This window comes from Synechococcus sp. MIT S9504 (assembly GCF_047497135.1).
GTDB lineage: Bacteria > Cyanobacteriota > Cyanobacteriia > PCC-6307 > Cyanobiaceae > Synechococcus_C.
In genome coordinates, this window is the sequence record NZ_CP138942.1 from 32992 (window position 1) to 59167 (window position 26176).

At 53.9% G+C, this 26176-nt stretch carries 22 protein-coding genes; 10 read left to right on the plus strand and 12 right to left on the minus strand.

All coding sequences use genetic code 11. The features are described from left to right. The first annotated feature begins 7 nt into the window (after positions 1–7). A complete protein-coding gene (locus tag SIB58_RS00180; protein ID WP_066911917.1) occupies positions 8–3409 on the plus strand; it encodes an efflux RND transporter permease subunit in 3402 nt (1133 codons plus the stop codon). Continuing rightward, positions 3406–3714 carry a hypothetical protein gene (locus SIB58_RS00185; protein ID WP_066911918.1) on the plus strand — a complete coding sequence of 103 codons (309 nt, stop codon included), beginning with the start codon at positions 3406–3408 and terminating at the stop codon, positions 3712–3714. Before SIB58_RS00180 ends, SIB58_RS00185 begins: the two co-directional genes overlap by 4 nt. A gap of 55 nt (positions 3715–3769) precedes the next feature. Here SIB58_RS00185 and SIB58_RS00190 read toward each other — a convergent pair whose 3' ends face one another. Beyond that, positions 3770–5428, minus strand: a complete 1659-nt coding sequence (locus SIB58_RS00190) for an alpha-D-glucose phosphate-specific phosphoglucomutase (RefSeq protein WP_067327489.1) — start codon at positions 5426–5428, stop codon at positions 3770–3772. A gap of 110 nt (positions 5429–5538) precedes the next feature. Between SIB58_RS00190 and SIB58_RS00195 the strand changes: the two genes are divergently transcribed. After that, positions 5539–5778: a hypothetical protein gene (locus tag SIB58_RS00195; RefSeq protein ID WP_067327492.1), complete on the plus strand. Its 240-nt coding sequence runs from the start codon at positions 5539–5541 to the stop codon at positions 5776–5778. A gap of 14 nt (positions 5779–5792) precedes the next feature. Here SIB58_RS00195 and SIB58_RS00200 read toward each other — a convergent pair whose 3' ends face one another. From SIB58_RS00200 to sufB (SIB58_RS00215), 4 genes are all read right to left on the minus strand, one after another. Beyond that, a complete protein-coding gene (locus SIB58_RS00200) occupies positions 5793–6128 on the minus strand; it encodes a hypothetical protein (protein ID WP_369813459.1) in 336 nt (111 codons plus the stop codon). 458 nt (positions 6129–6586) lie between these two features. Beyond that, the gene (sufD, locus tag SIB58_RS00205; RefSeq protein WP_414494687.1) at positions 6587–7774 is read right to left on the minus strand and encodes a Fe-S cluster assembly protein SufD; all 1188 of its coding nucleotides are present in this window, start codon (positions 7772–7774) and stop codon (positions 6587–6589) included. A 2-nt stretch (positions 7775–7776) separates the two neighbouring features. Further along, positions 7777–8565, minus strand: coding sequence for a Fe-S cluster assembly ATPase SufC (gene sufC / locus SIB58_RS00210; protein ID WP_067327676.1), 789 nt, complete (start codon positions 8563–8565; stop codon positions 7777–7779). 48 nt (positions 8566–8613) lie between these two features. Further along, on the minus strand, positions 8614–10065 hold the full coding sequence (gene sufB / locus SIB58_RS00215; RefSeq protein WP_066912452.1) for a Fe-S cluster assembly protein SufB: 1452 nt from the start codon (positions 10063–10065) through the stop codon (positions 8614–8616). A 511-nt stretch (positions 10066–10576) separates the two neighbouring features. Between sufB (SIB58_RS00215) and SIB58_RS00220 the strand changes: the two genes are divergently transcribed. Both SIB58_RS00220 and SIB58_RS00225 read left to right on the plus strand, forming a co-directional pair. Beyond that, positions 10577–11647 (plus strand): efflux RND transporter periplasmic adaptor subunit, encoded by a 1071-nt coding sequence (locus SIB58_RS00220; protein ID WP_197461228.1) that lies wholly within the window; start codon positions 10577–10579, stop codon positions 11645–11647. Between the two features lie 12 nt (positions 11648–11659). Continuing rightward, positions 11660–14920 (plus strand): efflux RND transporter permease subunit, encoded by a 3261-nt coding sequence (locus SIB58_RS00225; protein ID WP_067327673.1) that lies wholly within the window; start codon positions 11660–11662, stop codon positions 14918–14920. Between the two features lie 152 nt (positions 14921–15072). On the opposite strand, the gene SIB58_RS00230 is transcribed toward SIB58_RS00225, so the two are convergent. The 7 genes from SIB58_RS00230 to sufR all read right to left on the minus strand — a co-directional run bounded on the left by SIB58_RS00230 (position 15073) and on the right by sufR (position 20582). After that, entirely contained in the window at positions 15073–16434 is a 1362-nt protein-coding gene (locus SIB58_RS00230) for a phospholipase D-like domain-containing protein (RefSeq protein ID WP_067327672.1), read from the minus strand. 111 nt (positions 16435–16545) lie between these two features. Next, on the minus strand, positions 16546–16734 hold the full coding sequence (locus SIB58_RS00235; protein ID WP_186541432.1) for a hypothetical protein: 189 nt from the start codon (positions 16732–16734) through the stop codon (positions 16546–16548). A 4-nt stretch (positions 16735–16738) separates the two neighbouring features. After that, a complete protein-coding gene (locus tag SIB58_RS00240) occupies positions 16739–17812 on the minus strand; it encodes a DUF4912 domain-containing protein (protein ID WP_067327669.1) in 1074 nt (357 codons plus the stop codon). 194 nt (positions 17813–18006) lie between these two features. Further along, on the minus strand, positions 18007–18765 hold the full coding sequence (locus tag SIB58_RS00245) for a phycobilisome rod-core linker polypeptide (protein ID WP_066912461.1): 759 nt from the start codon (positions 18763–18765) through the stop codon (positions 18007–18009). 93 nt (positions 18766–18858) lie between these two features. Then, positions 18859–19449 (minus strand): phycobiliprotein lyase, encoded by a 591-nt coding sequence (locus tag SIB58_RS00250; protein WP_067327666.1) that lies wholly within the window; start codon positions 19447–19449, stop codon positions 18859–18861. A 78-nt stretch (positions 19450–19527) separates the two neighbouring features. Beyond that, positions 19528–19911, minus strand: a complete 384-nt coding sequence (locus SIB58_RS00255) for a hypothetical protein (RefSeq protein WP_231857214.1) — start codon at positions 19909–19911, stop codon at positions 19528–19530. After that, entirely contained in the window at positions 19908–20582 is a 675-nt protein-coding gene (gene sufR / locus SIB58_RS00260) for an iron-sulfur cluster biosynthesis transcriptional regulator SufR (RefSeq protein ID WP_066912467.1), read from the minus strand. Before sufR ends, SIB58_RS00255 begins: the two co-directional genes overlap by 4 nt. A gap of 472 nt (positions 20583–21054) precedes the next feature. Here sufR and SIB58_RS00265 point away from each other — a divergent pair, with 472 nt between their 5' ends. The 5 genes from SIB58_RS00265 to SIB58_RS00285 are packed head-to-tail and all read left to right on the plus strand — an operon-like array spanning position 21055 to position 26165. Beyond that, positions 21055–21423, plus strand: coding sequence for a ferredoxin-thioredoxin reductase catalytic domain-containing protein (locus SIB58_RS00265; protein WP_066912468.1), 369 nt, complete (start codon positions 21055–21057; stop codon positions 21421–21423). Continuing rightward, positions 21420–22859: a Fe-S cluster assembly protein SufB gene (sufB, locus tag SIB58_RS00270; protein WP_066912470.1), complete on the plus strand. Its 1440-nt coding sequence runs from the start codon at positions 21420–21422 to the stop codon at positions 22857–22859. The genes SIB58_RS00265 and sufB (SIB58_RS00270) overlap by 4 nt, the downstream gene beginning before the upstream one ends. Before the next feature lie 53 nt (positions 22860–22912). Continuing rightward, positions 22913–23701, plus strand: coding sequence for a Fe-S cluster assembly ATPase SufC (gene sufC, locus SIB58_RS00275; RefSeq protein ID WP_066912472.1), 789 nt, complete (start codon positions 22913–22915; stop codon positions 23699–23701). Between the two features lie 2 nt (positions 23702–23703). Continuing rightward, a complete protein-coding gene (locus SIB58_RS00280) occupies positions 23704–24900 on the plus strand; it encodes a SufD family Fe-S cluster assembly protein (RefSeq protein WP_414494688.1) in 1197 nt (398 codons plus the stop codon). Beyond that, positions 24897–26165 (plus strand): SufS family cysteine desulfurase, encoded by a 1269-nt coding sequence (locus SIB58_RS00285; protein WP_066910896.1) that lies wholly within the window; start codon positions 24897–24899, stop codon positions 26163–26165. The genes SIB58_RS00280 and SIB58_RS00285 overlap by 4 nt, the downstream gene beginning before the upstream one ends. The last annotated feature ends 11 nt before the right edge of the window (positions 26166–26176 follow it).

Here is a 26176-nt window from a genome sequence, read left to right on the forward strand (position 1 = left end):
CTGAGTCATGTCCGCCTCCAATAATTTCATTACCAGACCCGTTCTCACGACGGTCTGCAGCATCTTGATCGTGATCGTGGGATTGATTGCGATTCCGCTTCTTCCGATCGAGAATCTTCCGGACATCGCTCCCCCAACCGTCAAAGTCAGGGCCAATTACACCGGTGCCGATGCCGTCTCTGTTGAGGAGGGCGTCACCAGTGTTCTTGAGCAGCAGATCAACGGTGTGGAGAACATGGACTTCATCAAGTCCAACAGTTCCGCCGATGGAGTCAGTGCCATCGATGTGGCCTTCGCCAGCGGCACCGACGGTGACATCAATCAGGTCAATGTGCAGAACCGTGTGGCTCTGGCAGAACCGCAGCTGCCAGAGGAGGTTCGCAAGGCTGGAGTCAGCGTCAATAAGGCGTCCAACTCGATTCTGCTCGTCTACAACTTCGGCAGTGAGGATCCGGACCAGATCACCTACAGCGCTGAGACGATCAGCGGACTGCTGGATCTGAAGCTCACTGATGCCATCAAGCGGGTGAGCGGCGTCGGCGACCTCACTTACTTCGGTAACCGCAAACTGGCGTTTCGGCTGTGGCTTGATCCAGACAAGCTCACCAGTTTCGGCCTCACGTCGACCGATGTGGTCAACCAGCTCTCCAGCCAGAATCGCCTCGTACCCGCTGGTCAGGTGGGCGGTGAGCCTTCTCCGAAGGGGCAGCAGTTCACGTTCACCGTGCAGCTCCAGGGCCGCCTGCGCAGCGTCGAGGAATTTGAGCAGATGGTGGTGCGAACTGCTGAAGGGGGTGGCCTTGTGCGTCTTGGAGATGTGGGCAATGTTCAGCTCGGTGGTGAGTCGTATGCCGTCAGCGCCACCGATCTCCAGGGTGTTCCGTCCGTGGGGCTGGCTGTTTATCAGCTTTCAGGCAGTAATGCGCTGGAGGTGTCGGACGGCGTGAAGCAGGTCTTAGCCGACTTTGAGACGACCATGCCCGTGGGCATGAAGATGGAAAAGATCTACGACAACACCGACTTCATCAGCGCCTCCATCCAGGGCGTGGTGAATTCCCTGCGGGATGCGGTGGTGCTCGTTGTTCTGATTCTTTTCCTGTTTCTTCAGAACTGGAAGGCCACCCTTGTTCCTGGGATTGCAATCCCCGTGGCGCTGATCGGCACTTTCGGGCTGGTGCTTGGCTTCGGGTTTTCCCTGAATCAGCTCACCTTGTTTGGTCTGGTGCTGGCGACGGGTCTCGTGGTTGACGATGCGATCACCGTGATCGAGGACACCTCCACTAAACAGTCGGAGGGGATGTCGGCCCTGGAGGCAGCGAAAGCCACCATGGACGAGCTGTTCTCAGCGATCATCGCCACCTCGCTGGTGAAGTTTGCTGTGTTCCTGCCGGTTCTGTTTTTCCCTGGTGCGACGGGAACGATCTACAAACAGTTCGCGGCCACGGTGATCTTCTCGATCGCCATCTCCACCTTCAATGCGCTCACCTTCTCACCGATGTTGTCCGCACTGTTGCTGGCGCGCGAATCCAAGGATCCAGGACGGCGGAGCTATGCCATTGCCGGCATGGTGATCGGTTTTGTGTATGGATTGCTGGTGGCCGGTGCCGGAGCGCCCCTGGTGCTGATTCCCCTTGCTGTTGGTGCCTTGATCGGTCTGCTGCTGGGGCGCTTGATCGATCGACAGGTCACCCTGCCTTTCACCATCGGTGGAGCCATTACAGGCTTGATTCTTGTCGGAGTCAGCAGAATCATCCCAGTGACGGTCTATCCAGCCCTGGGCCTGGCTCTTGGTTGGTTTACACCGATCATTTTCGTCAAATTCAACAGTGCTTATGCCGTGATGGAGAGCCGCTACGCCTCCGCTTTGGAGTGGGCTCTCGGTCGTCGTCGACTGGTGATGAGCATCCTTGGCATCGGCATCCTGCTCACGGCCGTTGCTTTCCGGGCCATTCCTGGTGGGTTTGTGCCGATCGAAGATCAGGGTTACGCGATTGGCGTGGTGCAGGCACCGGAGGGCGTCTCCACCCAGGTCACTGAGGCGATCAATCAGCAGGTGGCTGCCGTACTGCGCACAGAAAAGGACATCACGGCGGCGTCGGTGTTCAGCGGGGCAAGTCTGGATGGCAACAGTCCCAACAAGGGCTTGTTCTTCTTCGGCACCAGCAACTGGTCTGAGCGAAAGCAACGGGATCAGACCGTGGGGGCGATCGTGGAGCGGCTCAATCAGAAGCTGGCCCGTTCGGTTGACGGTGCCAGGGTGTTTGTCGTTGAACCTCCGGCCATCCCTGGCTATGGCACTGGCGGTGGATTTGAGTTTCAGCTGCTCGATCAAAGTGGTGGGGCCTACAGCCTCGCTGATTTTTATGGCACGGCAGCACGCCTGATCCAGGCCGGTAATGCTGACCCTGATCTCAACCGTGTCTACACGCTGTTCGCACCTGAATCGCCACAGATCGAGATTCAGGTGGATCGCGATCGCATGGCCGCTGTTGATGTTGACTTCGGTGCTGCCATGCAGACCTTCAGTATCAACTTCGGTGGCCTCTATGTGAACGACACCTTCCAGGAGGGCAAGGTGCGTCGGGTCTATGTTCAGGCCGATGCTCAAAGTCGTGCGACCCCTGAGCGTCTTTCAGCCCTCTACGTCAAGAGCACCAACGGTGATCTGATTTCGCTAGGGGAGTTCTTCAGCGTGCGTGAAACCCTGGGGCCCACGGTGGTTCCTCACTTCAATCTCTACAGAGCCATCAAGATCGAAGGCACGCCCGCGGCAGGGAACAGCTCTGGTCAGGCGATCAAAGCAATGAAGGGGATCTTTGAGACCATCAACCCGCAGGGTCTCAGTTTCGACTGGACCGGAATTTCCCGTGAGGAAGTGAAGGCCGGTGCCCTGGCAGTGGTGATCTTTGCCCTCGGCATCCTGGCGGTGTACCTGGTGCTGTCTGCGCAGTACGAAAGCTACGCCGATCCGCTGATCATTCTGATGACAGTGCCGACAGCCATGTTGGGCGCACTCGCCTTTCTGGCCTTGCGGGGTGAAGTGCTCAATGTTTATGCCCAGGTGGGCCTGGTGATGTTGATCGGCCTTGCCGCTGGCAATGGAATCCTGATCGTGGATATGGCCAATCAGCGGATGCAGGCTGGTGCCAATGCCCTGGAGGCCGCCCGTTTTGCGGCCGGTTCCCGTCTGCGGCCGATTTTGATGACGGCGATCTCCTCGCTGTTCGGTTTCATGCCACTGGTTTTCGCCAGCGGTGCAGGTGCCCGTAGCCAGACGTCTCTCGGGGCTGTGGTGTTCGGTGGTCTGCTGATCGCCACCGTCCTATCGCTGTTCGTCGTGCCGGTTTTTTATGTCGCGCTCAAGTCTCTGCTTGGGCAGGCGGATCGTTCGAGCCCGATCAGCTCATGAGTCGCTCAACAAGGTCTCACTCCCGCAACGCGGCTCCTTCTGGATTCAACGGTTTCAAGGTGCTCTGGGCTGCCTTCACCGGTGCCGGCATCGGCGTCATTCTCACGATTTTTCTCGGCACTTTCATCCGCAATACACCGGCACAGATTCCACGCACCAGATTGGTTTATCTCCATGGTGTCGTGATTGCTTCCGCCGTCCTGTTTGGCTCAGCGATCGAGAGCATGCGTCAGCTCCAGGAGAGTGCCAACGAAGAGGAGTATCGCTCGCACAACAAGACCCTGCGGGGACAGCGGCGACGCTGAGAGACCGTTTTCCTCTCTCTGTTTGGTCCGACTCTTTCAGCTGAGCAAGCGGTAATCAGGTGATCACTGTGGGTCGCGCCATACCCGTCCGCTGCTGAATCTCCGCTAGGGAGTTGATGCTGCTGATCATGTCTGACAAGGCGATCTGAGGATCCTGATGGAGATCACCACTGCTCGGCACATAGCTTTCCAGGTAGACCCGGATGGTGGCCCCCTTGGTGCCGGTGCCGGAGAGGCGCACGACAACGCGGCTGCCGTCCTCCAAAAGGATGCGCAGCCCCTGACCCTGAGTCACCGACTGGTCCACAGTGTCCGTATAACTGAAATTGTCGGCACAACTGACGCTGCGACCGGCGAAGCTCTGACCCATAAGCCCAGGAAGAAGATTTTCAAGCCGGTCGTAGAGGCCATGGGCTGCCTCGCTCGGCACCGCTTCGTAATCGTGACGTGAGTAGTAGTGACGCCCGAATTGATTCCAGTGGTGGCTCATGATCTCCGCCACGCTGCAACGACGTACCGCGAGGATCTGCAACCAGAACAGCACGGCCCAGAGACCGTCTTTTTCGCGCACGTGGTTGCTGCCTGTGCCGAAACTTTCCTCGCCGCAGAGAGTGATGCGGCCGGCATCCAGCAGATTCCCGAAAAACTTCCAGCCTGTGGGTGTCTCGAAGCATTCAATGCCCAGCTGCTTCGCCACCACATCAACAGCGGAGCTGGTCGGCATTGAGCGCGCGACGCCTGCCAGTCCAGCGGCGTAGGCCGGTGCCAGCGTGGCGTTGGCGGTCAGCACGGCCAGGCTGTCGCTCGGATTCACGAAACAGTGATGACCAAGGATCATGTTGCGGTCGCCGTCACCGTCGCAGGCTGCACCAAAGCGGTAGTTGTCTCCCTTGAGGAGTAGATCGGCCAGTTCGTGGGCGTAAGTGAGGTTGGGATCAGGATGGCCGCCGCCGAAATCCTCGAGTGGAATGCCATTGCGCACGCTGCCTGCTGGTGCTCCCAGCAGATCCTCGAAGACACGTTTCGCATAGGGACCTGTGACGGCATGCATGGCGTCAAAGGCCAGTGGGAAATCGCTGCGCAGCAGAGCGTTGATCTGATCGAAATCGAACAGTTGCTGCATCAAGGCCACAAAGTCATCGACCCCATCAATGATTTCGACCTCCATGGCAGCGATGCTGTGCGTTCCTGGAGTGTCGAGATTGAGATCGGCAGCCTCAACCGTGGCGTACTGCTCCAGCGATTTGGTGCACTCGAACACTGCATCGGTGAAGGATCCCGGTGTGGGGCCGCCGTTGGCTCCATTCACCTTCACTCCAAAGTCACCATTGGGGCCGCCTGGATTGTGACTGGCCGAAAGGATGATCCCACCGATGGCCTCTCGCTTGCGGATCAGGTTGGATGCTGCCGGCGTGGAGAGAATGCCATCGGTGGTGATGATCACCTTGCTCAGGCCATGGGCTGCGGCCATGCGCAGGATCACATTGATGGCGCGCAGATTGCCGTAACGGCCGTCGCCTCCGAGCACCAAGGTGCCTCCTCGCACGCCAGGCAGAGTGCGAAACACAGCCTCAACAAAGCTTTCGAGATAGTGCGGTTGCTCAAACTGCGCACTGCTCTTGCGCAATCCAGAGGTGCCCGGCTTCTGGTCGGTGAAAGGGGCGTCGAGCCGCACGAAGGTTGGAGCGGGTTCAGCCAAGGCGGAGGCGGTCATCCCTGACGGGAGCGAATACCGAGAACCTTTACACGCCAGATGCTGATCAGGGTTGTCGGCGCGACCACTTGTCGCAGCTACCTTTTGGATCTAACGGCTTCTGAAGCGTTATGGATATCAATCACCCCAACGCCAGCCCGCTGTCTGAGCAGGAACAGATGGTGTTTGAGCACTTTCAGAAACGTCTGGAATCGATGGTGTCCAGCCATGGACTCACGGAAGGTGATGTGAAAGAGCTGGTCCGTGAACTGCGTTCACATCCGCTGATCTCAAGCCAGCTGTGGCAGGTTGCAGGCACTGAGCTGACGCGGCTGCTGCCTGATCAACGCTTTGACTTCGAATGGGATTGAGTCCTCGCAGAGACTCAAGTCTGGGTTGGGGCAGCAGGTTCTTGCGGCTTGTCCGGTCTGGCACAGACCAGCGTCAGCCGTCGTGCAGGACGGTCGATGCTGTCACGGCGCTGGAAGCTGTTGGTCGTGACCGCTTGTGAGGCCTGAACCAGTTCCCATACGGTGTCTTTGCAGGCAGCCGAAAGTCTGGGGTGGTCCATGAGTGGATCAGCGAGGTTGCGGGTCTTGCTGCAGCTGTCTTGATCATTCGCGCGCGAGCAGCCATAGGCCATCAGTTGGAGTGATCGCAGTTCCTCCCTGGTCGGGAAGGGAACCTTTTTGGGCTTGGCCTGAACTGTTGAAGGCAGCATCAAGGCAAACCCCAAAAGCATCAGTGGCAGTCTCACAGGGATGGCCCTACACGTTGCGGCATTCTGACCTGAGATCACGCATGGCGACGATTTCAGAAACGCAGCGCAAGTGCTCACCCACCGGCAGCAGGCCTGCTTTCATCTGTGGAGGCCCTTGATTGATGTTCGAGTTGGAACGCAAGGTCCTGCCTGTCATGATTCGGTCCGGTCCATGCCTGAGTGGAGTCAGACTCGAACAAACCTCTGAAGCTTGAACTGGATCAGCTGCCCTGTTGATCGGTAAATGACATTAATCGTCGCCAAGTCTTTCCCGAAATCAGAATTGAAATTGTCCCGATTGGTTTTGATGACAGCGATAAGATCAAAGTTTGGTTTTTTACAGCATTTGAAATGGATGCTTGACTTGTTTTTTATGAAAGTAGTGGGTTGATCTGTTTTCAGGATGGAAGGCTGAATGGCTAAGTCGTTGCCATCAGTGCATCGTGCATTCTTTTTGAAAGTTGCCATCGTTCAGCATTTGCCGGTAACTGATCAATCACTTCCTGGCAATATCCATTCAGAAGTAATGCTGTTGCTTCCACTTCAGTGATTCCGCGACTACGCAGATAAAACAGTTCATCCTCCTGCAGCTGGCTGACAGTGGCGCCGTGAGCACACTTCACGTCGTCAGCGATGATTTCAAGCTCTGGCTTGGTATCAACGCGTGCACGGCTCGATAACATTAAATTGCGACTGAGTTGTGCCGCATTGGTTCGTTGTGCTTCTTTGGGCACCTGAATCGAGCCATTGAAAATCGTGTGCGATTTTCCTGAGACAAGACTTTTTTGCAGTTGATCCAGTTCACCCTCGGGGCCGTCAAAACGCATTGCGGAGTGCACGCCGACTTGCTGCTCATCGGCAGCGACAGCCAATCCCTTCAGAGAGGTAAAGGCTTGCCCACTCAGTTGCACGATTCTTGGCTCGATTCGAGCGAACAACGACCCCTGAACGAAGGAGGACAATGCGTAGTGGCTGCGAGGCTCTTGTTGGATGGCCAGCGTTGTCAGCAGTGAACTGCTGCCATCGCCCATGGAGACCAAGCCATGCTGAAGCTGTGACTCTTCCCCGAGCAGGATTTCGCACAGATGGCTATGCGCAACGCCGTCTTTTGACTGGAAGACCTGGAGCAGCTCGAGTTCGGCGTTCGGCTCAAGCACCAGTAGAACACGTGTTGCCAGCATGCCTGAACCACTGGCAGCAATCACGAGTTCCACTGCTGGAGCCTTGCCGCTGATCTGTAAAGCGAGGACCTGACGGCTGCAGGACTTGTTCAGTTCCACTGGCCAGTCCTGCGAGCAGCCACAGTGATCTGTCGCGCGACCGAGAAGGACCTCGATCTCATCACTGTTCAAGGCTTTGATGCCCGTTGGGAGCTCCACTCCTTCCAATGGATGTTGGTCAGACCCAAGCAGCAAGCGGACTCCGCTTTGCGGTGGTTGTGGCCAATCATTCTCGAGATCGGCGTCAATGGGAGGCAGGCCATGAACGGCCTCAAGGCGTTTGAGGTCGGTGAGTCGCCAGGCTTCCTGTTTACGGGTGGGCAATCCCAGACGCTGGAGGGCTTCACGTCCTCGCTGCTGCACCGGTGCCAGCACACTGCTCAGCATGATCAGGCCACTCCCTCTGCGGCGAGCTGCTTATCAACCCAGTCGTAGCCGGTTTTCTCCAGTTCAACAGCCAGATCACGGCCGCCGGTGCGCAGGATGCGGCCGGCGGCCATCACATGCACGTAGTCGGGAGTGATTTCATCGAGCAATCGCTGGTAATGGGTGATCAGGATCGTGGCGTTCTGCGGACCGGAGAGCTGATTCACACCGCCGGCCACAATGCGCAGGGCGTCGATATCGAGGCCGGAATCGGTTTCATCAAGGATCGCCACCACCGGTTCCAGCAATGCCATCTGCAGGATTTCATTGCGCTTCTTCTCGCCACCGGAGAAGCCCTGATTGACGCTGCGCTCCAGGAAGGCCGGATCCATCTGCACAACCTTGAGCTTCTCGCGCACGTGGTCTTCAAAGTCAAAGGTGTCGAGTTCTTCCTGGCCCCGCTTCTCGCGCCGAGCATTGGTGGACACGCGCAGAAATTCCAGATTGCTGACACCGGGAATCTCAACCGGATACTGGAAGCTGAGGAACACACCAAGGCGTGCACGCTCTTCTGCCTCAAGTTCAAACAGGTCTTCACCGCGGTAACGGACACTGCCGCCGGTGACCTGATAGGCGGGATGGCCGGCCAGGACCTTGGAGAGTGTGCTTTTGCCGCTGCCGTTACGGCCCATGATCGCGTGAATTTCACCGGCTCTGATCTGGAGATTCACGCCTTTGAGGATGGGCTGATCCTCAACGGATGCATGCAGATCATTGATGTCGAGGAGAAGCTCTGAATCCGGATTAATCATGGAGAAAATTAAAGAAATACTGCGTTGTTGGGGTGTGGATCAGGGGCTTTACCCCACAGCTCCCTCCAGGCGAAGTGAGAGAAGTTTGTCGGCTTCTGCTGCAAATTCCATCGGTAACTGGTTATAAACGTCCTGACAAAAACCACTCACCATCATCGAAACCGCTTCCTCGAAACCGATACCGCGACTCTGCAGATAGAAGAGCTGGTCTTCTGAAATCCGGCAGGTGCTGGCCTCATGTTCAATTGCAGAATTCATCTGTTGGCAATGGATATAAGGATAGGTATTGGCGCTGGCATTGTCTCCTATGAGCATGGAATCGCACTGGCTGTAGTTTCGAGCTCCTTTGGCGGAAGGGTTGACATGAACAAGTCCTCGATAACTGTTGCTCGATCTGCCTGCACTGATCCCCTTGCTGACAATGGTTGAGCGTGTATGGGGACCGATATGAATCATTTTTGTGCCGGTATCTGCCTGTTGAAGATGATGTGTTAAGGCGACGGAGTAAAATTCACCAACGGAATCTTCGCCGATCAAAACGCAACTGGGATATTTCCAGGTGATCGCTGAACCGGTCTCCACCTGGGTCCAGCTGATGCAGCTTCTGGCACCACGGCACTGTCCACGTTTGGTTACGAAGTTGTAAATGCCGCCAACACCGTTCTCGTCACCTGGATACCAGTTCTGAACAGTGGAGTATTTGATGGAGGCATCGTCAAGTGCAATCAGTTCAACCACGGCGGCATGAAGCTGATTGGTGTCGAACATCGGTGCTGTGCAGCCCTCGAGGTAACTGACGGAAGCGCCTTCCTCCGCCACAATCAGGGTTCGCTCGAACTGTCCGGCATCTCCGGAGTTAATCCGAAAATAGGAGGAAAGCTCCATCGGGCATTCCACGCCCTTGGGGATATAGACGAAAGTGCCGTCGCTAAACACCGATGCATTTAAGGCAGCAAAGAAGTTATCGTTACTGGGAATGACAGTGCCAAGATATTTTTTGACAAGTTCAGGATGCTCTTTTACTGCTTCTGCAAAGCCACAAAATATTACACCATGCTCCGCAAGTTTTTCTTTGAATGTTGTTGCAATCGAAACGCTGTCGAATACAGCATCTACTGCAACATTTCCCAGCCTTTTTTGTTCACTCAGCGGGATTCCTAGTCTGCTGAATGTATCTAGGAGTTCAGGGTCGACTTCTTCGAGGCTCCGCTTTTTCTCTTTTGTTTTAGGTGCCGCATAATAAATAATGTCTTGATAATCGATCTGTGGATATCCTAGCTTTGCCCAGTCAGGTTCATCCTGAGATAGCCAGTGCTGATAGGCTTTGAGGCGGAATTCAAGCATAAAATCCGGCTCATTTTTTTTGGCCGAGATCAAGCGAATCACATCTTCATCAATCCCTTTTGGGATTTTTTCTTCTTCAATCTCTGTGACGAATCCATACTTGTAAGGTTGCTCGACAAGCTCTTCAGCAGAGGATTCACTGGGTGTGTCTTTCATAAATCAATGCCTTGTCCAGGTATTTTTGAATGAGAGTTGAATGAGATTAAGATGAGAGGGTTTGTTCTTTTAATTAAAAAAGCTAACAGCCTTGTGACCGAAAGCAGCATGCAAATTGTGATTCCCTTTTAAACTAATCAGTGACGAGTCAACAGTCAGCCTGCAACTGATACGCGCTTGCGCATCATTCGGGCACTTGCGGTTTGGTTGAGTGGATTCTGCAGAATGAGCTTTTAGCATTGATCATGCAATTCATGAAATTCTCCAGTGTCAGGAGCAGCTACTTAAAAATTATCTAGCCGATGTTTAAATCGAAGAGCTGGTTGATAATAATATTGTTGCTTTTTGTTGGCAAGTCCTAAAGCCGTGAAATACTTGTTGACGAATTACATGAGAGCAGATTTAAGAGCTAGGCTTAGGCAAGTTTAGTGACCCAATTTTGCCTTCGCACGTCCGCTCCAAAATGCGATTAGCAGTTAAGGTTGGCTTTATATGCGGGCTTAGCTGCATAATGGCAGGTTGCCATAATAAAAGTTCAGCTCCTCAAGCTTTTCCGGTCGATGTGACGAGGATTCAAGTCCGTGATTTTGCTGAGGTGATTGAAGCTGAGGGAACTTTGATCAATCCTGGATATATTAAGCTCACGCCACAAGTCAGTGGCCTAATTACAAAAGTACTTGTTAAGGAAGGTGATTCTGTAACGAGTGGCCAGGTTCTGGTTGTGCTGGATAATGCACAAGAAATTGCCGAATTCAAAACTGCGCAGGCCCAATTTAAAGAAGCTGATTTGCATGCAAAGCGTATACAGTGGTTGTTTAAAAAAGGTGCAGAATCAAAGGAATCGGCAGAGGAAGCCAGAGTTGCTGCCATTGGCAAAAAAAGTAATTTAGTTGCAAAACAAGAAGCTCTTGATAAGAGATCAATTCGATCACCGATTAATGGCATTGTCGGAGATTTATCTGGTGTTAACCCTGGTCAATACTTCGAGCAAGGCAAGAGTAACTTTTTTGTAGTTAATAATGAAAATCTCTCCATTGACCTTTCTGTTCCTGCATTGCAAGCAAGCAAAATCAAGTTAGGTCAACAAGTGAAAATGCTTGATGAGTCAAAAAACGATGTTATTGGTGAGGGTGAAATTGCTTTCATCCCTCCCTATTTTGAGTCTGATTCTAGTAACTATCAGCCCTTGAATACTCTTAGGGTTAGAGCAGTGTTTGTTAACGAAAAAGCAGGTCTTCGTCCTATGCAATTAATTCGCTCCAAAATTGTTATTGGGAATCAGCGTCATCCTGGCGTGCCTGCTACAGCAGTGTTGTTTAAAGCTCAACAACCTTATACCTATAAACTCATTCCAATTCAATCTTTTTTGAAGAATTCAGATGTTACTCCTCAACAAAAAAAATCAATGTCTACGCTGCCTTCAACTACCCTAATTGCTGTTAATACACCACTCAAATTAGGTAACTTGCAGGATGATTATTTTCCTGTAGTGTCAGGCTTAACAGTCGGTGATTTGATCCCAATCAGTGGATCAGCGGTGCTTGCTAATGGCACACCTGTATCAATTAGGTCTTCTAAGTAATTTTGATTTATAATGTCTCTATCTGATCGTTTCATTTCAAGACCAGTTCTTACCAGTGTCTGCAGTCTGGTGATCTTTATTCTTGGGTTGATATCACTTGGTAGGTTGCCAATTGATTTTTTGCCCAATATTGCACAGCCTCAAATTGTTGTGACTGCACCCTATCCAGGCGGTAATGCATCATTTGTTGAACTATCTATTACACAGCAGCTTGAGGATATTTTATCGGACACACCCGGCGTAGATTACATCACTTCAACTTCCAATGCTAATTCAACTTCTATCACGCTGCATTTAGATCCTGATACTTCTGCCGATACAGCATCTTTAGATGTTCAGAACCGTGTTCAACAGGCCAAGTCGAATTTACCGAAGGCAACTACAGATCTTGGGGTTACAATTTCGCAGACAACAGATACATCCATTAGTTCTTACTTGATCACATCAACAAAAGGTCAATACAATGCTGCTTACCTTAATTCGATGGCTAAGGATCAATTGAAGAGACAACTTCAATTGATTGATGGAGTTGGTAAGCTAACTTTATATCCAACAAAACCTATCTTTCAAATTTCAATCAATCCAGACTTAGTCCGTTCTTATGGATTAAGCATTGAGGAAGTGGATAGTCAGATTTTCTCTCAGAATTTTCCTGCTTCTGGTGGAACTGTTGGAGCCAGTCGTGTTGGAGATCCCTCCTCATATAGTTATTCAGTCATGATTGAGGATAGTGGCTTCATTCAATCAATAGGAGAATTTGAAGATATTGTGCTTAAGCGATTGAGCACTGGAGCAGTTCTGCGGGTTAAAGATATTGGTGATGTTCAATATATTGCCAGTCCTGAAAATTCTATCCTGTCAAGCAGTGGCTATCCCGGGGTTTTTATTCAAATTAATCTTCAGTCTGGAAGTAATGCTGTTGAGGTCGGCGAGAAGATTGAAAAGCTCATTCAAAAATTTAAATCCACCGCTCCTCCTGGTATTAAAGTCGTGCAATTCCAGGATCGAAAATCTTTTATTTTAGATTCGATTTCAAATGTATTTGATGCGTTGGGATTGGCAATCATCTTAGTTGTTTTAATCCTGTTGTTGTTTTTGCAAAATTGGCGCACCATCCTCATCCCCGGGTTGGCAATACCGATATCGATCGTGGGAACATTTGCCTTTTTACAACTCTTTGGCTTCACGCTGAATTTTCTGACTATGACCGCTTTGGTTTTGGCAACTGGGCTGGTTGTCGATGATGCGATACTTGTTGTTCAGTCGGTAACGGCAAATATTCAAAAGGGAATGTCTTCCCTAGAAGCATCTTTCGCATCCATGAATGAATTGTTTGGCGCGGTTATATCCACGTCATTAGTACTGATTTCTTTGTTCCTCCCCGTAACGTTGGTCAGCGGCCCCATTGGCAATATTTATATCGAGTTCGCAGTTGCGATCATCTGCTCGATTGCTATATCAACGTTTAATGCTCTGACATTTTCGCCGATGATGTCTGCACTATTGCTTCGTCCAGGTCGAATGGAGTCAATGCCATCGTGGACTACAGCAATCTTTGGTGCTGGAGTTGGACTCTTGATGGGTTACTTCACGAAGGCGAGTTTTGGAAACCTTGCTTTGCCGATCAGTGCAGCTCTTTTTGCTTTCATTGGTCTCAAGTTAGAGTCTGTTTTTAATGGTTTTAATCAATATTATTCAAAACTTGAATCCGCTTATGAGAAATTATTGGGTTGGTTTTTGAGAAAAAGAAAACTCGTGGGTGTTTCTCTCGTGCCTTTTGCTTTAGTAACGCTTTATTTATTCAATATCATTCCTGTTGGTTTTATTCCACAAGAAGATATGAGTCTTTTGACGGGTTATTATCAACTTAGCCCAGGAGCATCGATTACAGCCTATGGACCTGTAAGCAGCCAAGCTAGAGACTTCCTAAATAAAGAAAAAGCTAAAAAGTCATCGGGTATTGACGATTTTGTTGCCATCGACACCAGTGATGGCTATGCAATTATATTTCTACAATTGTTGCCTTTGGATCAGCGTCGTCAGTTAAGCCAAAAAATCGAGAAAATATCTTCAAATCTCTCTGTAATCCTTTCAGCATTACCTACAAGATTCCCAATCCAATTGGTTCAGCAACCAATGATTGCTGGATTTGGAGAGGATGCTTCTTTGACTGTTGCTTTGACTGATGAAAGCAACGGTCGTTATTCGATTGATGAGTTTTATGCGTTGACGCAGCAGTTTTTGGCTAAGGCTTCACAGGAGCCTTCAATACAAAGCATTCAAACTCGGTTTTCTCCAGATAATCCATCCTATCAAATCAACATTGATCGGTCGTTACTTGGATCTCTTAACCTTAGTTATAAAGATGTTGTTGATACAATCGGTACTTATGCTGGCAGTAAACGGATTGTGCAAACCTCCCTGGATGGGGGGCCGAAGGATGTTTTTGTTATCAGTCAACCCCAGGAGAGAAGCACGATTGATGACTTGATGAATTATGGCGTTAAAAATTCCAACGGGGATTATGTTAGTGTCAAAGAGATTGCTAGCTATGAACTAGTCACTAGCCCTCAGACGATTGATCACTTTAATTTCAATCGCTCTATTACGTGCCAGGCTGTTCCCAGTCCGGGATACTCAACAGGGCAGGCGATTAAGGCTGTCAAAGATGTCATGGGATCTCTTGGCTATAAAGATATTGGTTACGAATTTACTGGTGTATCAAGGGTTCAGGAAACATCAGGTGGTCAAATCCTTTTCCTGTTTGTGATGGCTGCATTGACTGTTTTCCTGGTGCTGTCCGCTCAATATGAAAGTTATATCATTTCAACTGTGATTATGATTACTGTTCCGATTGCCATTTTAGGTAGTCTTGTGTTCCTCGAATTGCGTTCGATGAATGTCAATATTTTTGTTCAGATAGGCTTCTTGATGCTGATTGGTCTTGCTGCTAAAAACTCTATTCTTGTTGTCGAAGCTGCAGAGCAACGCGTGTCGGCTGGTGCAGAGATTGTTTTCGCCGCTGTAGAGGCAGGAAAAGCAAGGCTTCAGCCCATCTTGATGACTTCAGTCGCCTCTCTCGCTGGCTTTTTCCCCCTTGTCATTGCACAAAATGCCGGAGCCAGTGCTCAGCAAGCCATCGGCACGGTCGTTTTTGGCGGCCTTCTAATGGGCATGACGTTGTCATTGCTGGTTGTACCACCGGTCTATGTGTTGATTAAAAACCTGGAAACTAGGCTCTTTTCGCGAAATGGCAATACCAGTGTTTCTTGACTGCTGAACTTCTACACTCTTCATTGGTTGTACTGAATCATTTTTTTTGCTTTATTGCTTTTGTTGACTCACTACTAAAGACTTGTTGATGGTGTCTTTATCCAATTAATTTTGAATCGTTGCTGGGAAGGTGCCAATCACGCTTCGCCAAATCAACGCCTTTGCAGCCCTCGGCCGCACTTGGCACGTTGTCGTTCCAGTTTGCGCTGGATGTGCGGTGTGATCCCCAGTTCAGCACTGCGCCACATGCGGTTCATTTCACGTGTGAAATGAGCAGCAAGCTTGGCTGAGTGAATCACAAGCAGCGTTTCGTCATTGGTGTGAGCAGCAGCGGGCGACCAATTGAAGGATCCTGTGATCACAGTTTTGTTGTCGATCACGGCGAACTTGTGGTGGAGCTTGTCGCCGCGGGCGAGGCGTGGAGAACCAACGGTTTGTAATGCCGTTTTGAGGGGTTGATTGCCCGCTTCAAGTTTGCAAAAGCGGTCTGGCAGTTCCAATCCGAGCAGATCCAGCACTTCAGAAAAGGAGCGGCTTGCGAAGCCTGGATCCGCCAGCAGTCGGATATCGACACCAGCAGTCATGCGCTTCGCCAGAACGTTGGTCAGTGTTTGGGCTGAAAAAACAAACAGCGCCATATCGATACTTTGCTTTGCTGCAGCCAGCTGTTCTGCGATCAGGTCCAATCCATGAGCCGGGAATTGTTTTGAGTGAGGAGCGAACAGCACGTCGATTTGTATGCCATTGACTTGAACGGCTTGGATTCCTGGGCTGATTTTCCCGCGTCCGAATCGACTGTCGCGTTCGCCTCCCGGACCATCCCCCCACATCCTTGCAAATTCTTCTCGGAACAATCCGGCCAATTCGGGGCTCCTGATGCTGAGCAGATGATTCACATTGCCCCGGCTTCGCGCTGCTCCTGCATCACCATGCATTCCTGAGCTGGTGAAGTTGGCGCTGCCGGTGATCACCAGAGACTGATCCACCACAAGGAACTTGTGATGCATTAGGCCACTGCCTCGGCTCCCGTCTTCTGTGTCATCGATGATTGTGATCCCTGCTTGTTTCAGCAGCGCAACGGCATCGCCAGCCAACCGTTCTTCAGCGGTAAGCCTGCCGTCGCGATTGCTGTCCGCCAGCAGTTGCAGTTGCTGATGGCGCCGCCGGCTGTGAGCTGACAGATCGCTGGGATGCTGTTCCGACCAGGGCCTGCTGTAGTTGTTTTCCAGCACCACCTGAACACGCACTCCCCGCTTCTTGGCGCGAATCAGTGCTTTGGCGATCTGCGGAAGGGTGAGTTCCTGAATGGCCATCAGCACTTCCTGCTTGGCCGCATTGATCTCCCCGGTCAACTGCTCTTCAAGGTTGTCGCCGTTTCGCCACTGGCCTGTCCGGGGACTTTGGTAGCGGCCGGAGTCCCGATGATTGAAGTGGAGTTGGAAGTTCTGCGGCAAGGGCAGCTCAGCATCGGCTGCACCCACGATTTGTCCTGCCTGGCTGCAGCTCAGCAGCATTGGCGTCAGTAGTGGCAGGACGGCAAGTTTTTGAATCTTTTCTCGCAGCCTGTCCAGCACCCACTGCTATTCGGTTGCTGCAAGTGTTCCACCGCCTTGCCGGGCAATCGGTCAGTGAGGCATCTCAGAGGTTTTCAGCATTCCCACAAACCAGAGACTGCTGAGAACGAGTGCCAGGCCAACACCCGCGCCGATCCCGACTTTTGCCATCGTGAGAGGCACAAGCACCGGGAATGCCACTGCCCCTGCAACAGGCGTGATGGCCACAATCCAGCGCAGGGCTTTTCGGTTGACTCCCACAGGATCAGAACCACTCAGCTTTGGCTTCGCTGGCAGGGTTGCTGTTGTCTTCTGGGGTAACGCGCTCGAAGTTGAGCGTGATGTTGCGCTTCTGCTCACCATCCGCCGCGGTCGCTTCAACGGCATACATCTGCTCACCGTCACGGAAGGGAACCTGAATGCGGAAGGTTCCATCGCTGGAGAGAGGTACTTCTTCGCCGCCGATGGTGAGGCGTGCGGAAGGATCAGTGGCTCCATAAACAATCAACTCTGCATCAGCCACCAGCCAGAAGGTGCGTTGGCGAGGGGTCACTCCTCCGAGACCGGACTCGTTGAGGCCGCTGGCCCACAAGCCAACACCGGAATCACTGAGACCACGCTGATCTCCTGAAAATGAGTCCTGTTCATGCAGAACCTCAGATCCCACTCTGCGGCTGCGGAAGTGGGTAGTAGCGCTCTGGTACAGGCGCTCATGCAAGCCGCTGTCGCTGGGCTCAAAGCTGGATGTGCTGACCGGAGCTGGTGAAGGAGTAGCGGTTTCGAGGCTGAAGGGCACGAACTGATCGAGGATCTGGTCGCTGGGGTGCAGGGCAGGAACCCTGGCGACAGACGAGAACGCCAGGGAGATCCACTGGCTGCCGGAGCGGAAGCCAAGTTCAACGCGATAGTCGCGATCGCAGAGGGGCACTGGCAGGTACCACTCGGTGCTGTGACTGTCGACTGGAACTTCCTGGAGAGTGTGCGGATGGGCCGAGCCGTCCTGGAGACCCGTCACATCAGCCAAACGAAGATTCAGGTGGGCAGCGCCTTCACCTTGAGCGCGGCGACGATCGTTGTCTGAAATTTCCCAGAACACATAAGCCCACTGGGGGTCTCTTGGCAGGAACACCACGCGGGTCTCCGACTGGGGGCGCGAGGGAGGATTGAGTTCCGCTTCGATGGCCTTGAGATCACCGCCACGACGCTCCTGTTTTTCGGCAATCGCGGAAACCAGGTCTTCCTTGCTCTTGCGGCTGTAGAGAGTAACGCCGAGATCACTGGCCATCTGACGCAGCTGACGCAGGGTCATGCGGGCGAGGGATGTGATGGCTTGCGTCACGGTCGGGCTACCGGGTTTCTTTGGGATCAGTTTGCTGGAAAGGTCCGGTTTTCAGGGAGCTTGATCGCCCGTGGTCAGCATCTTCTGACTGCATGAGCTGCCCAGACCGTATCCGTTTCAGTTCTGATGCATCACACAAAAAAGCGGAGCCCCACTGGGGACTCCGCTCAAACATCTCGGACTGGGGAAGCGATTCAGCGGCCGATGCTGCGGTAAGGAACTTTCGAGAGATAGTCCATGTCGAGATTGCCCTCGGGAGAGGCTGAGCCTGCGGCAGCGATACCTCTGACCCACGGCAGATAATCCTCGCTGAAACCACCTCGGGAACGGCTGGCACGTGCCGGCAGGCTCTTGGCTTTGCCGGTGTAGATGATCTTGGGGAAACCGAGAATCCCCCGGTAGTACTCGTCGTAGCGCGGGGTGGTGATGTTGAAAGGGGTCTCACCGAGCTCCCTGCCTGGAAGCACGCGATTGCGTTGAAAAGGAACACAGTCGTAGCCGAAGGCTTCGAGATATTCCTCGCTGTCAAGCAGGGCATCCACAATGCCTTCGACACCCTTGGTGGCGATCACGATCGACCAGGAGATTTCTTCAGAACGTCCGTGGGTCTTGCGTCCCAGAATTTTCTGGACGAGGTGACGAACCACCTTGTAGTTCGAATTGAAGCCGTAGAACGTCCTTTTAAAAGTGTCTGATAGACACAACCCTCGGATGAAGTCACGGACAGTGATCTGGCCATCACGCAGTTGTGACTCGAGGAAGCTGTCGCGGTCACTCTTGAACGCGTGAAAGAAGATCTGGCGGTAAGCCGATTCGATCACCGTGTTGATGTTGTCAGCGTCCATCGAGATGTCCATCTGAAGGGAACGCTGGGTCTCTTCAGAAGCAACGCTGAGAGCTGCGACGCGATTGTTCTGTGTCGTCGGTGCGTACTGAAGAAGAGGAATCGCCACTCGAGTCGGAACACACTGGCTGGATCGTATAAGTGGGAGTCAACACACTTCCAAACTGGTTCCGGCCTACTCACAGTCCGTAACAGAGGACACTCACCAGCCGAAGGGTGATACAAGAGCTGTCATCCCTTGGGAGCCGGTGGATGAGCTGTCGTTTTTGAGTCTGGTCTCCACGCAGAAGGACGCGTTGTTGGACAGTCCTTCAACGGTGCTGGAACGAATGCGCACATCCGGGCCGGCAAAACTGAAGCGTTCCCAGACGGTCATCATTTCGTAGCTCGTGCAGAGGATCAGCCCATCCCTGTCGTCCATGGCGAATGTCGAGGTTGCAGGCGCTTTTTCCGCGTAGCCCTGATCCCGGAGCATCGTGCCGGAGCGGGCGGTCTCACTGTCTCCGATCAAAGCGAAGCAGGTTTCACCATCATGGGCATCGCCATCGCGGTCCCAGGCCATCGAGGCGCTCCAGCGCACGTAGCTGCCGCCAATGATCAGGCCAGGATCCTTGTCGTGCTGCTTGGCCATGGCCAGCAAGCGTTCATCGTTGAGTTCGAGGTCCTCCACCACGATCAGCGATCCCCCCGCTTCGCTGCGGCGATGCAGGAGGTGATGCACGCTCCGCTGCGACCGCCAGCTTCCGCAGCTCAGTCGGAAGAATGTCGGCGCGTCGGGGATGTCCAGGGTCATCGGCTTTGGACGGTCTGTTTTGGATGATCGCAGCAGAGCGATCGGTTCGCGATCTTCAACGTGTGTGCAGCGATCTGTTCATTCCGTGTTCGACAAGCGTTCACGGCTGTTGGCTTCGGCGTGTTGGATCAAATCGTTGAGCTTCAGCTCGAGTGGGCTCAGCTTTAGCTGCCTGGCGAGCTCCTCAAGCTGGCTTGCAATCACGGTGAACTGCATCATCAGCTGTTCCCGGAATTCCGCGTCATTGGCCAGCTGAGGCTGGTGATCACACCAGTCCTGCCAGTGATCCCGAGTTGGTAAAGGTCCTTGCTGAAGCGGCATGGCGATTTGCTGAAATGTCGCCAGGCAGTGGGCTTGCAGCCGCAGAAGGTGGCGGTCGACGGCGGGCAGAAGCGTGGCGTCGATGCGTTCGATCTGCTGCCTGTCCAACGGGCCTGAAGCCGGCGATGGATCCACGCTCACGGGCTAAATCCTGGTTTGGATTCTTTGGACGTTGTACTAGTCGGACTGATCTGAAAACCGCAGGAATGTCCTGATTCCAGCCGCCAGTGCACCCTTTCCACCTGACAGTCAGGGAATGTCATTCGGATCAGCTGAAGTTCCTGGTCGCAGACAGCTGGGAATTCCTCCGCGATCCTCTGCACAGAGCAATGAAATTCATTGATGTACCAACCGAGACCATTCTCAGCTGGAACCATTTCGCTGACGTATCCCTCGTGGCTGCGTAGACGCACCAACCTGCGGATGCGCTGTTCGAGCGGTCCATCGCCGAGCTGGTGCCTGTAGTGGTGTGCTTTCTCATGGGCCTGTCGGTCAAGCAGCGTTGCCAGGGTCTCCGGTGGCAGGCTTTTGGCCATCGACTCGAGCAGATTCAGCGCAAAAGTGTCACTGCCATCAGGGAAGTGTTGATGACCTTGCTGAGTGAGTCTCCATTGGTTGGAGGGCCGGCCAGGCCCAGCTGTGATCGGACTCGCTTCCACCAGTCCTTCGTCTTCCAATGTGCGCAGATGACGGCGCATCGCCTGAACTGAGATTCCCAGTTCGCTCGCTAGATCAGCAGCACTGATTTCACCCTGCCGCAGGAGCAGGGTGAGCGTCGCTTCACGAGTGGGAGCCTGAGCTGACGCGCCCATGAGATCGGGTTGATGATTTCACCATGCCACGGGAATGCATCAACTGCCTTGAGCGATGCCCAGTGAGATGTCTAGAACGAACTCGGAACCAGACCTCGTCAGTGCATTGTCCAGCTGAGATGGTTCCTTGTCATCAGTCAGCAGTGAATCCGGTTGGCGAGCTCCTGTGGGGGGCACCACGGCGTGCATGAATTGATGCCAACTCAGGCTCTGGCTGGAAAGTTGCGTGTATCAACTGCCCTTGCAACCAGCCCTGACTGATGAGGTGATTTCAGTTCAATCCGGACGGTCTTGGCGCCTGTCGGGCCAGTGTTGTCGGACGGCGCCGCAACGGCAGGCTTTCCCCGCTAGAACCGACGTTCGTCACAATGGTCACATGGTCGGGTGATGGATCCGTGCTTTAGGCTCCAAATACGAAACCATTTTGTTTCGTATCTCCCTGGCTTCGACACTCTTGCCAACGTTCGCCGCCATGACTGATGCCCTTGCCGGCAATCGAGAGCCGACCTCGGAGAGCCTGGAAGCCATCCGCAAATTTGCCGAAATCTACGCAAAGCGCACCGATACCTACTTCTGCAGTGATCGTGGTGTCACAGCTGTTGTTCTCAAGGGGCTCGCCCGTCACAAGGATGAGCTGGGCGGTGCACTCTGCCCGTGCCGTCACTACGAGGACAAGAAAGCTGAGGCCTCCCAAGCCTTCTGGAATTGCCCATGTGTGCCCATGCGCGAGCGCAAAGAATGCCATTGCATGCTGTTCCTGACTGAAGACAGCCCTTTCCGTGGGGAGCACCAGAGCATCACCACGGAAACCATTCACGCCTTGGCAGGTCGGGCCATATGACATCCGCCTCCACTCAGGATCTCGTCAGCCAGCCGTACAAATACGGCTTCGTCACGGACATTGAGACCGAAAAGATTTCCAAGGGCCTCAGTGAGGAGATCGTTCGACTGATTTCCAGTAAAAAAGAAGAGCCTGAGTTCCTTCTCAAATTTCGACTCAAGGCTTACAGGCACTGGCTCACTCTCGAGGAGCCCGACTGGGCTGAACTGGGCTATGACCCGATCGATTATCAGGACATCGTTTATTACGCAGCTCCTAAGCAGCAGGTCAAAAAAAGCTCGCTCGATGAAGTGGATCCCAAACTTCTCGAAACTTTTGACAAGCTGGGAATTCCACTAAGTGAACAGAAACGCCTGAGCAACGTTGCTGTTGATGCTGTATTCGACAGCGTTTCGATCGCCACCACCTACAAGGAAAAACTCGCCGAGCACGGTGTCGTGTTCTGCTCCTTCAGTGAGGCTGTCAAAGAACATCCTGAACTGATTGAGCGCTACCTCGGTTCTGTCATTCCCAGCAATGACAATTACTTCGCTGCCCTTAACTCGGCGGTTTTCAGTGACGGTTCCTTTGTGTTCATTCCCAAGGGAGTCGAGTGCCCGATGGAACTCTCCACCTATTTCCGGATTAACTCCGGAGACACAGGGCAGTTTGAACGCACCCTGATCGTGGCGGAAGAAGGCGCTTCCGTCAGTTACCTCGAGGGCTGCACTGCCCCGATGTTCGACACCAACCAGCTGCATGCCGCCGTGGTTGAACTGGTGACGCTTGATGACGCCTCCATCAAGTACTCCACTGTTCAGAACTGGTATGCCGGTGATGAGAATGGCGTAGGCGGCATCTACAACTTCGTCACCAAGCGTGGACATTGTCGCGGCGCCCGCAGCCGCATCAGCTGGACCCAGGTGGAGACCGGCTCAGCGCTCACCTGGAAATACCCTAGTTGTCTGCTGCAGGGAGCTGATTCCGTCGGTGAGTTTTATTCCGTGGCTCTCACCAACAACAAACAGCAGGCCGACACCGGCACAAAGATGGTTCACATTGGTGCCCGAACCCGCTCCACGATCGTGAGCAAGGGGATCAGTGCAGGGAATTCCAGCAACAGTTACCGCGGGCTGGTGCAGATCGGACCATCGGCCAAAGGAGCTCGCAATTACAGCCAGTGCGATTCCATGCTGATTGGTGATCAGGCCGCCGCCAATACCTATCCTTATATTCGCTCCCAGCAGCCGGAATCAGCGATCGAGCATGAGGCCAGCACCTGCCGGATTTCAGAAGACCAGCTCTTCTATCTGCAGAGTCGCGGTATCGGTTTTGAGGAAGCGGTTTCGATGATGGTGAGTGGTTTTTGCCGTGATGTGTTCAACCAATTGCCGATGGAGTTCGCCGCAGAGGCAGACAAGCTTCTTGCTCTCAAGCTTGAGGGGTCCGTTGGCTGAACCCACCTCCCAGGCTCAATGTCTGACCATCACTTAACCCTTCCTTCTCGACTGTGATTCGCCCCGACGCAGAGCTTCTCCTCGACATCAATGATCTGCATGCATCCGTTGAGGATCAGCCCATCCTCAAAGGCGTGAATCTCCAGATCAGAGCCGGTGAAATTCACGCGATCATGGGCCGTAACGGCAGCGGCAAAAGCACACTCTCCAAGGTCCTGGCCGGCCATCCCGCCTATCAGGTCACCGGCGGCAGTGTCCGTTACCGCGGTGAAGACCTGTTTGAACTTGAGGCAGAAGAGCGTGCACGCCTTGGTGTGTTCCTCAGCTTCCAGTATCCGGTTGAGATTCCCGGTGTCAGCAATCTGGAATTTCTGCGCGTGTCCACCAATGCTCGGCGCGAGAAGCGCGGCCAGGAAGAACTCGACACCTTTGACTTTGAAGACCACGTGCGCGAGAAGCTCAAGGTTGTGCAGATGGATCCGGCCTTCCTGGAGCGCAGCGTCAATCAGGGCTTCTCCGGTGGCGAGAAGAAGCGCAATGAAATCCTGCAGATGGCATTGCTGGAACCGGTGGTGGCGATCCTTGATGAAACCGATTCCGGCCTCGATATCGACGCCCTGCGCATTGTGGCCGGCGGTGTGAATCAGCTCTCCGGTCCGCAGAACGCCACGATCCTGATCACCCATTACCAGCGATTGCTCGATGAAATCACTCCCGACTACGTGCATGTGATGGCCGCCGGCCGCATCCTGCGCACCGGCGGCCGTGATCTGGCTGTTGAACTGGAGAAAACCGGCTACGACTGGGTTGATAAGCAGCTCGCCGCAGAGGGAGTGGCCTGATCATGCTGAGCAGTGTGCTGGCACCGGTGCAGCAGCGAGGACGTGAAGCCCTCCAGCGTCTGGGATTGCCCACCCGTAGACAGGAAGCCTGGCGACTCACCGACCTCAAACGCCTTGAGGCCGTGGCCACGCTTCCTGAGGTCAGCGAGACCCCGGACCTCAGGATGCCTGCGGCCGTTGATGGGGTGACGCGGCTCGTGTTGGGAGGCCAGACGGATCCACTGAACGGGGTCACTCTTCCGGAAGGGGTGACCTCACTCACCGATGCCGAGCTCACTCATCACCTTGGCCATAGCCTGGACCAATGCGGCTGTGCGGAAGCCTGGCCTGTTCAGTTCAATCACGCTCACAGCCGGCACGTCCTCGCTCTGCGGGTTTGTGGCAAGGTCCCTCCTCTGGAACTTGTGCTCGCCACCGGATTTGGACTGACTGCCACCAGGGTGTTGTTGCTGCTGGAGTCGAGTGCGGAGCTGGAGCTGTTGCAGGTCTTCCCTGCAGAGAGCTCTCCGTCTGATGTTCAGCGAGCTCACAGCCACGTACTGGAAGTGCAGCTCGGACAAGACGCCCGCTTGCGTCACGGTGTTCTCGCCAGTGGTTCCGGCAACGCATCGTTGATGGTGCATCTGGCCATCGAGCAGGAGCCAAGCAGTCACTACGGGCTGACAAGCGTTTGCAGAGGCTGGCGTTTCGGAAGGCTTGAACCGCGTGTGCTGCAACTGGAGGGTCAGGCCACCACAGGAATCCATGGCCTGTCGATGACAACGGCCGATGAACAATTCGCGACGCACAGCAGTATGCGTTTCGGTGGTCCTGAGGGTGAGCTTGATCAGCTGCAGAAAGCCGTTGCGGCTGATCGTTCCCACAGCATTTTCAACGGCGCCATTCAGGTGCCCAGGCCGGCGCAGCGTACGGATGCAGCACAGCTCAGCCGCAGTCTTTTGCTTTCGCGGCGCGCGCGCGTGGACGCCAAGCCTGAGCTGGAAATCATTGCTGATGATGTGAAGTGCGCACACGGCGCCACTGTCAGCCAACTGCAGCAGGAAGAACTTTTTTACCTTCGTAGTCGCGGAGTTGACGGCGACGATGCAGCTGCATTGCTACTGAGGGGTTTCTGCTGCGAAGTGGTGGATCGTCTACCAGCAGCGGCCAAGGCCTGGATGGCCTCCGGAGCGATCGCTGACCCCTCTCGACCCCTATGACCACCCTCTCTCGTGATACCGACGTCTCTCTAGCGGAACGGACCCGTTCAGATTTCCCGATTCTGGATCAGCGATCGTCGCAGGGCGGTCCTCTGCTCTATCTCGACCATGCCGCCACCAGCCAGAAACCTCAGGTGGTGCTTGACGCCTTGCAGGCTTATTACGCCTGTGACAATGCCAACGTTCATCGAGGCGCACATCAGCTCAGCGCCAGGGCGACCGAGGCCTTTGAGGCGGCCCGCTCCATCACCGCCTCCTACGTGGGTGCGGCTGGTCCGCAGGAGATCGTGTTCACCCGCAACGCCACCGAGGGCATCAATCTGGTGGCCCGCAGCTGGGGCAACGCCAATCTGCGTGAAGGTGATGAGATCCTGCTCACGTTGATGGAGCACCACAGCAACCTGGTGCCCTGGCAACTGCTGTCGCAGAGAACAGGTTGTGTGTTGCGTCATGTGGGAATCACCGAAACAGGTGAGCTCGATCTGGATGACTTCCATTCCAAGCTGAGTGATCGCACAAAGCTGGTCAGCCTTGTGCACATCAGCAACACGCTGGGTTGCCGCAATCCTCTTGATCTGGTCATCCCAGCTGCTCATGCTGCCGGTGCCCTGGTGTTGGTGGATGCCTGTCAGAGCCTTGCTCATCACCCCATGTCGGTCAAGACTCTGGATGCTGATTTTCTTGTGGGCTCATCGCACAAGCTCTGCGGTCCCACAGGCATGGGATTCCTGTGGGCCAGGGAAGCCCTGCTGGACTCGATGCCGCCCTTCCTCGGCGGTGGAGAAATGATTCAGGACGTCTATCTGGATCACAGCACCTGGGCCAACCTTCCGTACAAGTTCGAGGCCGGAACGCCCGCCATCGGTGAGGCCGTTGGGATGGGTGCGGCACTCACCTATCTCGAACAGATCGGCCTTGAGAACATTGCCGCCTGGGAGGCGGAACTCACGCTGCATCTGTTCAAGCGCCTGCAGGCGATTGACGGTCTGCGCATTCTCGGACCCACACCTCAGCAACAGCCTGGTCGTGGTGCCCTCGCCACCTTCCTCGTGGATGGAGTCCATGCCAACGACATCGCGGCCATGATTGATCTTGCCGGGATCTGCATTCGTAGTGGACATCACTGTTGCCAACCACTGCACCGCCACTATCAAGTCACCGGTTCCGCCCGCGCCAGCCTCAGCTTCATCACAACGCTGGCGGAGATTGATCGTTTCGCCGATGAGCTTCAGAGTGTGATCGCTTTTTTCCGGGAGAACAGTTAGAGCCCTTTCAT